At 29.0% G+C, this 15372-nt stretch carries 17 protein-coding genes; 1 reads left to right on the forward strand and 16 read right to left on the reverse strand.

The window, feature by feature from the left end; genetic code table 11:
- Positions 1-35: 35 nt before the first annotated feature.
- The 8 genes from grpE to gpr all read right to left on the reverse strand — a co-directional run bounded on the left by grpE (position 36) and on the right by gpr (position 8389).
- Entirely contained in the window at positions 36-662 is a 627-nt protein-coding gene (gene grpE, locus GOM42_RS11285) for a nucleotide exchange factor GrpE (RefSeq protein WP_003461874.1), read from the reverse strand.
- A 30-nt stretch (positions 663-692) separates the two neighbouring features.
- Positions 693-1712 carry a heat-inducible transcriptional repressor HrcA gene (gene hrcA, locus GOM42_RS11290; protein ID WP_003470958.1) on the reverse strand — a complete coding sequence of 340 codons (1020 nt, stop codon included), beginning with the start codon at positions 1710-1712 and terminating at the stop codon, positions 693-695.
- A gap of 196 nt (positions 1713-1908) precedes the next feature.
- On the reverse strand, positions 1909-3042 hold the full coding sequence (gene hemW, locus GOM42_RS11295; RefSeq protein ID WP_011591030.1) for a radical SAM family heme chaperone HemW: 1134 nt from the start codon (positions 3040-3042) through the stop codon (positions 1909-1911).
- Between the two features lie 269 nt (positions 3043-3311).
- Entirely contained in the window at positions 3312-3581 is a 270-nt protein-coding gene (locus GOM42_RS11300; RefSeq protein ID WP_011591031.1) for a hypothetical protein, read from the reverse strand.
- Between the two features lie 256 nt (positions 3582-3837).
- Positions 3838-5640, reverse strand: a complete 1803-nt coding sequence (lepA, locus tag GOM42_RS11305) for a translation elongation factor 4 (RefSeq protein WP_003455062.1) — start codon at positions 5638-5640, stop codon at positions 3838-3840.
- Between the two features lie 120 nt (positions 5641-5760).
- Positions 5761-6123, reverse strand: a complete 363-nt coding sequence (locus GOM42_RS11310) for a hypothetical protein (RefSeq protein ID WP_011591032.1) — start codon at positions 6121-6123, stop codon at positions 5761-5763.
- 54 nt (positions 6124-6177) lie between these two features.
- Positions 6178-7263 (reverse strand): stage II sporulation protein P, encoded by a 1086-nt coding sequence (locus GOM42_RS11315; protein ID WP_004457777.1) that lies wholly within the window; start codon positions 7261-7263, stop codon positions 6178-6180.
- A gap of 148 nt (positions 7264-7411) precedes the next feature.
- Entirely contained in the window at positions 7412-8389 is a 978-nt protein-coding gene (gene gpr / locus GOM42_RS11320) for a GPR endopeptidase (RefSeq protein ID WP_003455049.1), read from the reverse strand.
- A 195-nt stretch (positions 8390-8584) separates the two neighbouring features.
- On the opposite strand from gpr, the gene rpsT reads away from it, so the two are divergent.
- Positions 8585-8848, forward strand: a complete 264-nt coding sequence (gene rpsT, locus GOM42_RS11325; RefSeq protein WP_003451389.1) for a 30S ribosomal protein S20 — start codon at positions 8585-8587, stop codon at positions 8846-8848.
- Positions 8849-8943: 95 nt separating this feature from the next.
- On the opposite strand, the gene holA is transcribed toward rpsT, so the two are convergent.
- The 8 genes from holA to spoIIAA form a co-directional block, all read right to left on the reverse strand.
- Complete coding sequence (gene holA, locus GOM42_RS11330) at positions 8944-9990, reverse strand: DNA polymerase III subunit delta (protein ID WP_003454914.1); 1047 nt, start codon at positions 9988-9990, stop codon at positions 8944-8946.
- Positions 9991-10033: 43 nt separating this feature from the next.
- The gene (locus tag GOM42_RS11335) at positions 10034-11689 is read right to left on the reverse strand and encodes a ComEC/Rec2 family competence protein (RefSeq protein WP_003455178.1); all 1656 of its coding nucleotides are present in this window, start codon (positions 11687-11689) and stop codon (positions 10034-10036) included.
- Positions 11690-11740: 51 nt separating this feature from the next.
- Entirely contained in the window at positions 11741-12106 is a 366-nt protein-coding gene (spoVAE, locus tag GOM42_RS11340) for a stage V sporulation protein AE (protein ID WP_011010735.1), read from the reverse strand.
- Positions 12107-12161: 55 nt separating this feature from the next.
- Positions 12162-13181 (reverse strand): stage V sporulation protein AD, encoded by a 1020-nt coding sequence (gene spoVAD, locus GOM42_RS11345; protein WP_110034829.1) that lies wholly within the window; start codon positions 13179-13181, stop codon positions 12162-12164.
- Positions 13182-13186: 5 nt separating this feature from the next.
- Positions 13187-13654 (reverse strand): stage V sporulation protein AC, encoded by a 468-nt coding sequence (spoVAC, locus tag GOM42_RS11350; protein WP_003454910.1) that lies wholly within the window; start codon positions 13652-13654, stop codon positions 13187-13189.
- 137 nt (positions 13655-13791) lie between these two features.
- The gene (gene sigF / locus GOM42_RS11355) at positions 13792-14547 is read right to left on the reverse strand and encodes an RNA polymerase sporulation sigma factor SigF (RefSeq protein ID WP_003454713.1); all 756 of its coding nucleotides are present in this window, start codon (positions 14545-14547) and stop codon (positions 13792-13794) included.
- A gap of 17 nt (positions 14548-14564) precedes the next feature.
- Complete coding sequence (spoIIAB, locus tag GOM42_RS11360) at positions 14565-14987, reverse strand: anti-sigma F factor (protein WP_003451402.1); 423 nt, start codon at positions 14985-14987, stop codon at positions 14565-14567.
- A 13-nt stretch (positions 14988-15000) separates the two neighbouring features.
- Positions 15001-15336, reverse strand: a complete 336-nt coding sequence (gene spoIIAA / locus GOM42_RS11365; protein WP_003451156.1) for an anti-sigma F factor antagonist — start codon at positions 15334-15336, stop codon at positions 15001-15003.
- Positions 15337-15372: the final 36 nt, after the last annotated feature.

Raw genomic sequence — 15372 nt, forward strand, 5'->3', positions numbered from 1 at the left:
TATCTATAATTTAAACCTGTTAAATGCTAATTAAATTATTTAGTTACAGTTACCATTGAATGTCTGATAACCTTATCCCCTCTCTTGTATCCTTTTTGGAATACTTGAGCTACTTGATTTGGCTCTGCGCCTTCTTGTTCCACAACCATCATTGCTTGATGTAATTCTGGATCAAAACCATTTTCTGTAGATATTTCTTCAACTTGAAGTTTTTCTAAAGCATCCTCAAATTGTCTTACTGTCATTTCAACACCTTTTTTAAGATCTTCAACAGTTCCATCTACAGCTAAGGCTCTTTCTAAGTTATCTAATACTGGAAGCATTTTGATTAAAACATCTTCACATGCATCAGTATATATTCTTTCTTTTTCTTTATCTGTTCTTTTTCTGTAATTTTCATACTCTGCAGATATTCTTAATAATCTATCTTTTAAGGCCTCTAATTCATTTTCTAATTTCTTTGTTTTACTTTTAAACATAGTATTTTCTTCCTTTAAAGCCTTTAATTCTTCAAAATCAATAACTTTTTCATCAGCCTTAATATCTTCTGAAACTTCTTCTACCTCTTCATCAATATTAGGATTTTCAGCTTTTGTTTCGTTATCTAATTCTTCTTGGATATTTTCCTTTAACTCTTCGTTAAAATCTTTATTATCCACCATAAAGCAGCCACACCTCTTCTCTTTTTTTACTTACTTATTCTTTAAAGTTTCATTTAACTCTTTCATAACTTCAGTCATGATTGATAAGACTTTAGAATAATTTATTCTTCTAGGACCTATTAAAGCTATTGTACCTAAAGATCTATCTCCTACATGATATCCAGCTGATATTATGGAACATTCCTTTGCTTCTGGTACAAATATTTCATCACCTATTTTTACAGTCATATCATCACTATCACTTATAAGTTCTGAAATACTTTTTTTATCATGTAAAAGCTCTAAAATCTCTTTTGCCTTATGAATATTATTATATTCAGGATAATTGAATATATTAATTGTTCCTTCTAAGAATACCTCAGAAGTTTCATCACCTTTTAAACTCTCATAAAGAGCAGGTAAAACCGCATTTACTATATCTTCATATCCGCTTAAAGCTCTATTGAGATTGCTAATAACCTCTAAGTTTATTTGCTCAATAGTAAGGTTTTTAAGCCTTTCAGTTATTATCTTACTAATTTTAATAAGTTCTTCAGATATAGGAACACTCTTTACTTTTATGACTGTATTTCTTATTACACCATTATCAGTTACTAAAACACATAAAATACTTACATCATCAACTTTTAAAAGCTGAATTGATTTTACAAAGCTCTTATGTACTGAAGGTGCTTTTACTATACAAGTCATTTTAGTAAGTTCCGATAGAAGAGCACTAGTTTGTTTGATTATTTTATCAACTTCGTACAAGGTACCATCTATTATTGAACTTCTAATAAGCCCTTCCTCTTCAGAGGACAATCTTTCGAATTCAATCATTCTATCAACATATAATCTATATCCTCTGCTTGATGGAATTCTTCCTGCCGAAGTATGAGGCTGTTCTAAAAATCCCATATCCTCTAAGTCAGCCATTTCATTTCTTATGGTAGCTGAACTTACTCCAAGATTATATTTTTTAGCGATAGTTCTTGAACCAACAGGCTCTCCAGTTGATATATAGTCTTGAATTATAGCTCTTAATATTTGAAGCTTTCTATCATCTATCACTAATCTCACCTCTTTATTAGCACTCACTCTGAACGAGTGCTAACTAGTACACTATTAATATATTACCTACCAAGTTTTTTGTCAATTCCATTTTTTATCATTTCAAATGAAAATTTTGAATTTTACCTTATTTATTCTTTAATATCTTTATTTTTCTTTTATTTGCTTCAATTTATACCATAACCTATTTTTAATTTTATAATAGAAAATCAGCCATTATTATATTTGATATTTCTATGCCTTTTTCACTTAGAAAAATCCTTCCTGAATCCCTTATTAAAAGCCCTTCATCTATATACTTATTTAGTATTTCTCCATAAACATCATTTATATTCATACTAAATCTCTTTTTAAATTCATTTTCATCTATTCCATTAATTTTTCTAAGCCCCATAAACATAAATTCTTCCATATTATCATTTTTTGAATTATTTATTATTTCTTCTACGGCTTCTCCCTTCTCATTGATAGAATTTATATATTCCTCAACACTACTTATATTTTTAATTCTTTTTCCATTAATATAAGAAGCTGCTGCTGATCCTACTCCTATCCAGTTATCCATATTCCAATATGCTAAATTATGTCTACATTCTTTTCCCTCTTTAGCATAATTAGAAATCTCATATTGATTAAATCCATTTTCCTCTAAAATTTTCTTTGCTAAATGGTACATTTTTCTCTCTTCTTCTTCTGTTGGTAGCTTTAACTTATCATTTTCATATAAATTATAAAAAGCAGTGCCTTCTTCTATAATTAAACTATATGCTGATATATGTGCTGGCTCTAAAGATATTATCTCTCTTAAAGTCTCTTCCCATTCATTTAATCTTTGATTTGGTAAACCAAACATTAAATCAACATTTATGTTATTAAAACCAACCTTTTTTGCTAATAAAAAATTTTCTTTAAAGGTTTTATAGTTATGTATTCTTCCAAGCCCTTTAAGAAGATTATCCTGCTTAGCTTGAAGCCCCATACTGATCCTATTTACACCATACTTTTTCATAACTTCTAGCTTTTCTTCTGTTAAGTTTCCTGGATTACACTCCATAGAGTACTCTATATCTTTTGCCATATTAAGTTTAGCTATTTCTTTTAATAAACATTCTAATTCATTAGATTCTAAAACACTTGGTGTTCCCCCTCCAATAAATATAGTGTTTATTTCTAGATTATTATGTTTCTCTCTTAAATTTATTATTTCCTTATTTAGAGCTTCTATATAGGCCTTTCTTAAATGATCTTTCCTGGCAAAGGAAGGAAAATCACAATAAAGACACTTTTGTGCACAAAAAGGAATGTGTATATATAAAGAAATTTTGTCCATAGTTACTTACCTCCATGTAAAATAAATAAACTTTTTAACTAATATAAAATAAATTTTGTAGTTAAATACAAATTATTAGTTATGAGTCTTTCTTTCATATTACAATAAAAAAAGTCATGAGTGAATAAACCCATGACTTTTATATGATTCTTTCACAAAATTAAATATCTAACTTTAGATAAAACTAAAATTTTAAAATTTAAGATTAATATTGCCATTTAAATAAGTTTACTAAAATATAAATAAGTTTACTCAAAATATTTTTAGCTTTATATCTCTCTTAAATTTATATTTATAACATTGTGAACTAATAAATCTCTTTGAACTTCTATAATTGAAGTGTTTATTACTTCACCCTCTAAGTTTATCTCTAAATCACTATGATCTCCATGCTTAGCTAAAAACTTATCTAAATCAGAAATTTTAACACTGATAGAAATATTATCTCCATTTTTTCTATTTATAACACCAGTTGCCTTCCTATTATTTCTAAACTTTCTGCACTTAATTTTAACATCTCTTTTATTAGCATTTAACATAAGAATACCTCTCCTCTACATAACTTTTATTAATTTACTATAAATATATTGAGGAGATTTCTTTTTAATGACTAAATAAAAAATATTTATTTTAGAAATTTAAATTCAATGTATCTAAAAATAAGCTAATTCTAAAATATTTAAAAACCTTTATAAAAATAACAAAAAAAATTTAATTCCTATTATTTAGTATTAAAAAAAAGGCAATGATAAATACTTAATACTATTCATCATTGCCTCTATATAAAGAAATTAATTAGTCAACTTTTAAAACTGACATGAATGCTTCTTGAGGAACTTCAACTGTTCCTAATTGTCTCATTCTCTTCTTACCTTCTTTTTGTTTTTCAAGAAGTTTTTTCTTTCTTGAAATATCTCCACCATAACACTTAGCTAATACGTCTTTTCTCATAGCTTTAACAGTTTCTCTAGCTATAATTTTTGAACCTACAGCTGCTTGAATTGGAACTTCAAACATGTGTCTTGGAATTATTTCTTTAAGTTTTTCAGCTATAGCTCTACCTCTTTGATAAGCCTTAACTTCTGGAACTATCATAGATAAAGCATCTACGTTGTCTCCATTTAATAAAATATCTAACTTAACAAGTTTTGATTGCTCATATCCTTTTAATTCGTAATCTAATGAAGCATATCCTCTTGTTTTTGATTTAAGAGTATCGAAGAAGTCATATACTATTTCATTTAATGGAATTTCATAATGTATAACAACTCTTGTTTCCTCTAAGTATTGCATATCTATGAATTTACCTCTTCTATCTTGGCATAATTCCATTACAGCTCCAGTGTAATCAGTTGGAGTTATAATTGAAGCCTTAACAACAGGCTCTTCCATGTATGCAATCTCTGTCATTGGAGGAAGGTTTGTTGGGTTTGTTAAATCAAAAGATTCTCCATTTGTCTTAGTTACTTTGTATATAACTGATGGTGCAGTTGTAATTATATCTAAGTTAAATTCTCTTTCAACTCTCTCTTGAATTATTTCCATGTGTAATAATCCTAAGAATCCACATCTAAATCCAAATCCTAAAGCTACTGATGTTTCCGGTTCAAATGATAATGCAGCATCATTTATTTGAAGCTTTTCTAATGCCTCTTTTAATTCTTCATACTTAGCTCCATCAACTGGGTATATACCTGAGTAAACCATTGGTATAGCTGGTTTATATCCTGGTAATGCCTCCTCTGTTGGTCTAGCTGCCTCTGTTACAGTATCACCTACTCTGGCATCTCTAACATTCTTTATTGAAGCTGTTATGTATCCAACTTCCCCTGCACTTAATCCTTCTTTTAAAGGCATTAAAGCTGGTGTAAATACTCCTGTTTCAACTACTTCATAAACCTTGTCTGTTGACATTAGTTTAATTTTTGTTCCAGGCTTAACTTTACCATCTTTAACTCTTATATGACATACAACTCCTTTGTAACTATCATAGTATGAATCAAATATTAAAGCTTTAAGTGGAGCATTTTCATCTCCCTCTGGTGCTGGAACTTTTTCAACTATCTCTTCTAAAACATCTTCTATGTTTAATCCAGTTTTAGCTGATACTAAAGGTGCATCCTCTGCTTCTATTCCAATAACATCCTCTATTTCTTGCTTTATTTCATCTGGTCTAGCACTAGCTAAGTCAACCTTATTTATAACAGGTACTATTTCTAAATCATTATCTAATGCTAAGTAACAGTTTGCTAAAGTTTGAGCCTGTATCCCTTGAGTAGCGTCTACTACAAGAATAGCACCTTCACAAGCTGCTAAGCTTCTTGAAACTTCATATGTAAAGTCTACGTGACCTGGAGTATCTATAAGATTTAATATATATTCTTCGCCGTTCTCTCTCTTATAGATAAGTCTTGCTGCTTGAGACTTTATTGTTATTCCTCTTTCTTTTTCAAGCTCCATAGTATCTAATACTTGCTGTTCCATTTCCCTTTGAGTTAATGTTCCAGTTTTCTCTAAAAGTCTATCTGCTAATGTTGATTTACCATGATCTATATGAGCTACGATTGAAAAGTTTCTTATATACTTCTTTTTATCCATATCTAAACCTGCTCTCTAAACTATTTAAAAAGTTTTTGAACAGTTTTCACCCCCACATTGTAGAATAAGTCAAGTTACATTATATCACAATGTGCCATTAAACTGTCAATATACTTTACTTTACATTATTATATAGTTTCCTATAAATTGATTAATATCATTTATTAATTTATTTACTAGGTTAAAGGTACCAATTAGTATGTTACCAAATAAGCCTTTACTTAAGTTTAAAGTATGTTCTTTAAAAACTAAATAAACCTCGTCTTTATTTTCATATATTTTTACAGGACTATTGTCTTCACTAAATATAGTTAAATCCATACCTGTTTCTTCTTTTATTCTATCATAATCAACTTTTTCGCTTAATTCATAATTTTGATTATTAAATGCCTCTGTATTTTCTATATTAACACCTATAAGCCCCCAAGAAATTATAGAAAAAACTATTATGCCAAGAGTTAGAATAGTCATAAATTTTTTCAAAATAAAACACCCCCATAGATTACTATCTATAAGGATGTTCAAAATTCTTTTATTTTATTCACTTTTTCTGTTTAATTCTTCTGCTATTAATCTAGCTATATACTTTGCTGTAGCTTGAGCCTCTTTAGAAGTATTTACTTCTGCACCAACTTCAATAAGCATTGAATTCTTATTATATTGTTGGTTAAACGCATTTTTTCCCCTATCATACTTAAAGGTTTCCTGTCTTCTTAAAATATCAGGAAAAAGCTCATTGGCTTTATTAATAAATCTATAGGCCAAGGATTCAGCATCATTAAAATATTGGCTATTCTTAGTTGTAACAAACATAATCTTAGCTAAACTTTCTCCATTTATATTAGCAGTTAAATTCTTTTTGTTATGCTCTCCAACAGAATCTCTATGAATATCTATTACCATCTTAAAATCATCATATTCATTAATATATTTTTTAACTGTCTCTCTAGATTTATTGTAAGATTGCTCATATGAAGCTGAGTGATTTGTTTTATCATGAATAACTGATATACCATAGTTTTCTTCAAGTTCTTTTGCAACTAAAGTTCCTACTCCAACTACGTTATGTTCTTCATTGTTTGAAGTTCTCTCCTCAGTATACCCCTCTGAATTATGAGTATGATAAATAAGCACCTCTGGCTTAGACTGATCTAGTTCCTTTTTTAAACTTGGATCATAAACTTCACTATTTTTACTAGCTTCTAATTCTGCACTTTCCTTAGATTCTTCCTCAGAAACTATATCTATACTATCTTTATTTAAATCAAATGAAGATACTTTTTCAGCAGAAACATAATTAACTTTATCAATTGAAGCTATTTTATTTACTGCACCAAAGTAAGGCACTTCATTCATTACTAACTCTATCGGATCTAGAGGCTTTATATTTAAAGTTTCTAAGGCTAAACTTTTTAATGTAATATTACTTTCTAAATAAGCATTCTCATCGTAATATGTTCCCTTTGCAACAGGCATTCCTGCATTTAAAAGTTGTATATATGATAAATTTTCTCTCATGTCTTTACTTGCTGCAATCTTCATAAATCTAAACATAAATATTATAAGTAAAGATAAAAGAACAATCACTCCTATGGGTATCTCTCTTTTATTAATACCTCTCACATTATCCCCTCCCTCATATTTTCATTTATATGAGGTTAAGTTAAATATTATGTTACTCTCTTTAGGTAAATATTTAATTTATTCTTCTTCAAATTCACTCATAATTCTAAAAAATATCTTAATAAAACTTTTAATTTTAAACTCAGTCTTAGTTTAAAAATTTATTTATATCCTCTAATACCATATTAGGTTGAAGGGCTATATTGATTCCATTTGCTATTATTTTTGAAACTGATTCTATTATATCGTCTATTTCCTTTGGAGTAACCATTAAGTCTCCTACATAAGGGTCTAAAAGGCTCTTTATCATCATTCCCTTTTCATTCTTGTCTATGTTATTTAATATATTATAAAATTCTTTGCCAGCATCTGCTTGATTTATCATTTCATCTAAAACTAAATCCATGGCATCATTTGCAATAGTAGCTGCATCCACAACAGTTGGTACTCCTAAGGCAATAACAGGGATACCTAAGCTTTCTTCATTTATTTGCATTCTATGATTTCCAACTCCAGCCCCTGGTGATATTCCAGTATTACTTATTTGAATAGTTCTTGCCACTCTTTCTAGTTTTCTTGAAGCTAAGGCATCAATACAAACTACTAAATCTGGATTTATCTTTTCAACTAATGATTTTATTATCTCTCCAGTTTCAATTCCTGTTATACCTAAAACTCCAGGAGCTATAGCGCAAACTGGCCTTACTGAATCATCTATTATGTCTGGCATAACCTTCTTTAAATGTCTTGTTACCATTAATTTTCCTACAACCTTAGGTCCTATGGCGTCAGGTGTAACATTCCAGTTTCCAAGCCCAACTACTAAAGCCGTTCTCTCCTCTGGTAAATTAATAAGTTCTTCTAAGGAGGCTGCTACCACATGAGAAACCTCATCCATAATGCCACCATCATAATGAGTGTACTCAGGGATATCTATGGTAACATATCTGCCTATAGGTTTTCCCATAGCTTTAGCACCTTCCTCATTTAATATGTCAACATTTGTAACTTTAATATCTTCTTCCACAGTCTTTTCTTCAAAAACTACCCCATCAATTTCCCTATTATATCTATGTTTATAAATCTCTCTACTTTCAACAGCTAAATCAGTTCTTACATTGTACATTTTTCCACCTCTTTTTAATTTAAATTGATATATTATATATAATCTCCTTAAAAATGATAATTATGTCGATAAACACGAAAAAAGACTTGAACTTATATATTTATGATGTTATAATTACCTTTGTTAATAATGAACTCGTACGCAGATTCCCCAAAACTGCAGATACGCTATAAAAGTTGAAGGGGGTGAACTAGAATGGCAAATATTAAATCAGCAAAGAAAAGAATAAAAGTTACTGAAAAGAAAACTTTAAGAAATAAGATGATTAAGTCAGCTCTTAAAACTGCTATAAAGAAGTTTGAAGTAGCTGTTGAAGCTAATAACAAAGCAGAAGCTGCAACTTTATACGTTGAAGCTGCTAGAGCTTTAGATATGTCTGCTTCTAAAGGAGTAGTTCATAAAAACATGGCTGCTAGAAAGAAATCAAGATTAGCTGCTAAGTTAAACGCTATGGCTTAATTATATGGGTGTTAGAATTTCTAACACCATTTTCTTTTATTAGAAGTATTTCTTTAAGTAAAAAATCCAGATTAGAATTATCTAATCTGGATTTTTTATATTACAGTACTTACAATCATAAGTTCTAACTCTGTTTTTTTATTTAAGTTTGAATTACTCTTAAGTTTCTTTTCTGTATATAGACATAGATTAATACATTTATTAAGCTGTTTATTAGAAAACTTCTTACTCTGATTAATAAATTTTTCTATTACAAAGTCAGGTAAATTTACCCTGCTAGCTTCTAAAAAATCTTTCTTTATTTCATCAATTCTATACTTTTCAGAAAGTCTTATTTTAACCCTGTGTAACTTTTGAAATTGCTCTCTGATTTGACTTAGTATAAATATAGGATCTTGTCCTCTGCCTATTAATTCATCCATTAAGTCTATGGCTTGCTTTGCTCTTTTAATTGAAATAAGCTCAACTAAATCAAATATGTCGTCCTCATACCTAGGAGGAAGTAGTAAATCTATGTCTTTTCTAGTTATTTCTCTCTCCCCTACATAGTTTACTATTTTATCAACTTCTCTTTCTATAACATCAAAGTTATTTTCTACTGAGTCACAAAAGTACTTTAATTCTATTTTTCCTATGTTTTTATTATATCTTTGAAAGATTCTTCCTACCTTTTGTTGCAGTTTTGCCCCTTTTAACTTTTCAACAGAAACTATACAACTGCTCTTCTCAAGCTTTTTTAGTTTGCTTAATCTATTAACTCTATCCCTTTTATCCTTTAAAGTTGTATATGCTATTAAAACACAATGTTCTGGTGTATTTTGAAAATATTCTACACATTGCTTATATAATTTTTCAGTTTCTTTATCTTGTTTATCCCTAAATATATTAGTTCTATTTAAAACTACTACTTTTTTATCACTCATAAAAGGCAATGTTTCACAAGCATTCATGAAATCATCAAAATTAAGGTTATTCCCATCTAATCTAATTAGGTTTAAATCCTTAAATCCTTCATCTAATACATTATCAATTATATTTTCTATACCTTCTTTAATTAAAAGCTCATCTAATCCAACTAATATATAACTTTTTTCTATCTTTCCTTTTTTCAAATTTTCATATAAACCGTCTAAATCTATCATTAAAATATCAACCTTTCAAATCCCAGCTACTTATTTACATAAGTTAAAGTATATACGCACTTTTCTTTTGAATCAAATCAATTATATCATAATCACTATTCTCTGGCATTAAAGTTATGGTATTAAAATTATCTTCTATGGATATTGAATATCTTTTTGTCAGTTCAAATTGAGACTCTTTTTTCAAATGAATAACCTCATTAACATATTCCTTTTTCATTATGGATTTTTTAAAATAATCACTATTATTATTTACTAAGGCAACTTTCTTAAATCCAGATTCTATAACTATAGCCTTATTCCATTTATCTTCAACAACTCTAATTTTAGCTCCAAATACATATAAATTTAAAAGCAAAACAGGTATGACTAAATAAACTCCTATTTTAAACTTTTTAAATCCTTTAAGACTCATGTAAATCCATAAAAACATAGTCATATAAGCAATTGCAAATACTGGGGATAAATAAGGGGTAACCCATACCACCTTATCTAAAAATACTAAAATCCCCCTAAATACCATGAATATTATATTTATTAAAAATACTATAACTCCAATTAAATTTCCACCAATTAAAATAGAAATTAATAGTATCTGTAATAATATTACTATTATTGGAGTTACTAAAAAGGTTGATATTAAAAAGTTAATAGAAAATTTTCCAAAAGCAATTACCAAAATAGGATATATAAAAGCTTGTGCAGACAGTCCTAAGCTTAAGTATTCATTTAACTTTGGTGGTAACATATAAAATCCCTCTAATAATTTTTTATAGAATAAAATTATGCCTAAGGTTCCACCAAAGGATAATAAAAATCCCATGCTAAAAAGGTTATAAGGTTTATAAATAAGTAGTATTACTGCTCCTAAGGATATAGAACTTAATGGGTCATAGGTCTTAAATAGCCTTTTAGAAGACTTTAATAAAGTTATCATAATTAAAGCTCTTAATGCTGAACTAGATGCCCCAACTAAAATTACATAAATAGTACATATACTTAAAGCTATCTTAAAAGAAAACTTTTTATAAATTATTGAAAAAAGTAAGGCTATATGAAACCCTGATATACATATTAAATGAATTACTCCTAAGTCTGATAAAAAGTCCTTTTGATTATAGGTTAAATTTTCTTTATCTCCCCATAGGATAGCATTTAAAAGTGCACTTTCAGAGGATGAAAAGTTTTCACTTAAGTTTTCATAATACTTCTTTGGTATATTTTTTATTTTATATATTAAGTCATTTTCTCTTTTTAATACTTTTTTTAAGAAAACCTGTCCAACATGACCTCTATCTAAATTAATATTTCTCTTAAATTTACAAACTCCATATATTTTTTCTCCATATTCAAGTTCACTTCCACTTTGGTTTCTTACTTCAACTATTCTTCCATCTATCTTCCCTAGTATAACTTTATCTGTAACTTCTATTATCCTTATTTCTTGAACCCCTTCTTGTTGAAATTTTGGCTCATAATAAATGGTGCAACTTAAAATAACTATAAGGAAAAATATTATGCCTATATTAAAATTTTCTATATCTAATAAAAGATAGCTAAACAAAATTAAAGGTACAACTAAAAAAGCTGTACCTATTAAGTTAAAACTACCAAAATAGTATGTTATAATTCCTAAAATAGTAAAAATACAAATTAATCCTAAAGATCTATTTACAATAACTTTCTCAAACTTTTTCATAGAATCTCTCCTTTGAAAAAATTATTGACCTTTTATAGAAATTATAATCATTTATTTAGTTTTTGGATTAAATATTAATGCCATTAAGTAACCAAAGAAAATAGCCGCAGTTATTCCACCTGCTGCACCCTTTAATCCACCAGTAAATGCTCCCATTAATCCTTGTTCATTTACTTCTTTTATAGTTGCCTTAGCTAAGGCATACCCAAAACCAGGTAATGGAACTGTGGCTCCTGCTCCACCTATTTGAACTAGCTTTTCATATATTCCTAAAGCTCCTAATATTGTTCCTATTGAAACAAAGGCAACTAATACTTTAGCTGGTGTTAGTTTAGTCTTATCTATTAATATCTGTCCTATTACACAGATTGCACCACCTACTAAAAAAGCATTTATGTAATCTTGCAAAATTCTCATCTCCTCATTATTAAATTTCTATAACAAAATATTCACACAAAATAGCTAACTTATTTTAAATATATTCTATAGCTACAGCATGAGCTATTCCTGGTATGCTTTCTCCTTGTAAGGCAGATGTAGAACTTAATAAAGCTCCTGTGGAAACCAATAAAACTCTTTTTAACTTTTTCTCTTTTAACATTCTATATAAATATCCACAGGCTACAACGGCTGAGCATCCACATCCACTTCCTCCTGCAAAAGTTCCTTGTTTTTCATTATCAAATATCTTTTCTCCACAATCTATATAAACCTTACTAATATCATATCCATACTCTTTTAATAATTCCTCTGTTAATTTCTTTCCTACAGAACCTAAGTCTCCAGTTGCTATTACATCATAATCTTCAGGTTTTCTTCCTGTATCAACAAAATGCTTATATATGGTATCTACAGCAGCTGGTGCCATAGCAGCTCCCATATTATCTGCATCCTTAATTCCATAGTCCTTAACAATTCCTGTGGTTACATGGGTAACATAAGGATAATCTCCTGACTTTCCTAAAAGTATAGCTCCAGAACCAGTTACAGTCCACTGTGAATATTCTTTTCTTTGACATCCATATTCTAAAGGAAATCTAAATTGTCTTTCTGCTGAACTAAAGTGAGAGGATGTAGAAGCAATTGCATACTTTGCAAAATCACCATCCATAATCATTGATGATAAACTTAATGATTCAGCCATAGTAGAACAAGCTCCATACACTCCAAAAAAAGGAATCTTAAATTCTCTAGCAACAAAGTTTGTTGACGTTAACTGATTTAATAAATCACCACTAAAAAGATAATCTACGTCCTCTTCTTTTACATTACCCTTTTTAATTACTCCCTCTATAGCAGTTATCATTAAACTACTTTCAGCCTTTTCAAAGCTTTCACATCCATTACAGTCATCTTGCAATATTTTATCAAAATATTCTTTTAAAGGCCCCTGACCTTCTCTAGGACCAACCACACTATATGTAGCTATTATTCTAGGTTTACTTTTTAATTCTATTGTTTGAGATCCTACTCTTTTTGTATCATTACTCATTCTTATCACCCCACAATTCCAAATCTAAGTAATAAGTAATATATTAGTCCAACTATTACAGAGGTTCCTGTACCATAAACTAAAACAGGACCTGCAATAGTAAACATTTTAGCACCTACTCCCATTACAAATCCTTCTTTTTTAAATTCTATGGCAGGTGACACCATGGCATTTGAAAAACCAGTAATAGGAACTATAGTACCTGCTCCAGCCTTAGCAGCTATTCTATCATATATTCCAAGACCTGTTAAAAGAGCCCCTAAAAAAACCATAGTCATAGGTGTTAAACTACTAACTTGTTCTTCTGTGAAGCCATAGTATAAAAAAGTATTTCTCACAAATTGTCCTATTACACAAATTAATCCACCTACTATAAATGCCATTATACAATTTCTAAGAAGCTTTGGTTTTGGTCTTATTTGTTGTTCAAGTTGATCAAACTTAGTCCTTATTTTTTTGTCATTTTCATACATAGCTATATTAATCACCCTTTTCTATTAAAATATACTTATATTATTTGTTCTTATTTTTAATCTATACAAAAAAATGAGCATTATTTTATATGATTACTTTCACATAAAATAATGCTCCTAAAACATTTCATTTATAATCAATCCTCTTCTAATTTTTCTTTCATAATTTTTAGTACCTTTTTCTCTATTCTAGAAACTTGAACTTGACTTATACCAAGCATTTTTGCAACTTGAATTTGAGTTTTATCCTTGAAATACCTAAGCATTATGATTTGCTTACCCTTTGAATCTAATGAACTAATAGCCTCTCTTAAAGCTATTTTATTAACCATGTCATCATCTTCACCCTTCTCACTAAGTTTATCTATTAAGAGAACCGGTGTTCCTTCATCATGGTGTATAGTGTCATATAGATATTGCATACTGCTTGCTGATTCTAAGGCTACTATTACCTCTTCCTTATCAACACCAGAGTATTCAGCTAATTCATCTACAGTAGGATCCCTATTTAATTTTTTTATTAGTTCTTCCTTATTGTAATGAAGCTTTTTAGCTAAAGTCTTAGTGCTTCTACTTACTTTTATTATTCCATCATCCCTTAAGAATCTCTTTATTTCACCTATAATCATAGGCACAGCATAAGTTGAAAATTTAACATTAAAACTATCATTAAAGTTGTTTATAGCTTTAACTAATCCCATTGACCCAATCTGAAATATATCCTCATAGTCATACCCTCTATTTGTAAATCTCTTGCATATTGAAGAAACTAAAGGAGTATTAACTTCTATAAGCTTATTCATTGCCTCCTTATTTCCTTCTTTAGCCATGACTATGAGAGTTGTATTTTTGTCATAATTAAAATTATCTTTCTCAATACTACTTATATCCATAGACTTTATTCACCTGCCTATGTATTCATTTTTTTCTTCATTATTATTTTTGTACCCTTATCCTTTTCACTATAAACTTCTAAAGAATCCATGAATGTTTCCATAACAGTAAATCCCATACCTGATCTCTCTAATTCTGGTTTAGATGTATATAAGGGTTCTCTTGCTTCTTCTAAATTTTCTATTCCTATACCATTATCTTCTACAGTTATACTTATTTCATCTTCACAAATACTAGCCTCAATAATAACCACTTTGCTCTCATCACATTCATACCCATGAATTATAGCATTTGTTACAGCCTCAGAAACAGCAGTCTTTATATCAGTTAATTCTTCAATAGTTGGATCTAACTGAGCAATAAAAGCTGATACACTCACCCTTGCAAATCCTTCATTTTCAGATTTAGCCAAAAACTCTAATCTCATTTTATTATCCATATCTAACCCTCCATTAACCCACTTTTAGAGCTTCATCCAAATTTTCGTAATACTTTATTATCTTAAATATTCCAGATAACTCAAAAACTCTTTTTATGCTTTTACTTACAGATATTATGTTAACTTCACCTGAACGCATACTTATCTTTTTATACCTTCCAATAATAACACCAATTCCTGAACTATCCATAAAAGTTACACCTGAAAAATCCAATACAAGCTTTCTTATATTTTCTCTACTAATCCTATCATCAATTTTTACTCTTACTTCTTCTGCACTATGATGATCTAATTCTCCAATTAAACTTACAACTAAAACATTTCCTATTTTCTCAAAATCTAACCACATACAATCACTCTTATAGAGTTACACCTCCCACACAGC

It is taken from the genome of Clostridium sp. 16K-1-R1, from assembly GCF_023921145.1.
GTDB classification, from domain to species: Bacteria; Bacillota; Clostridia; order Clostridiales; family Clostridiaceae; genus Sarcina; species Sarcina perfringens.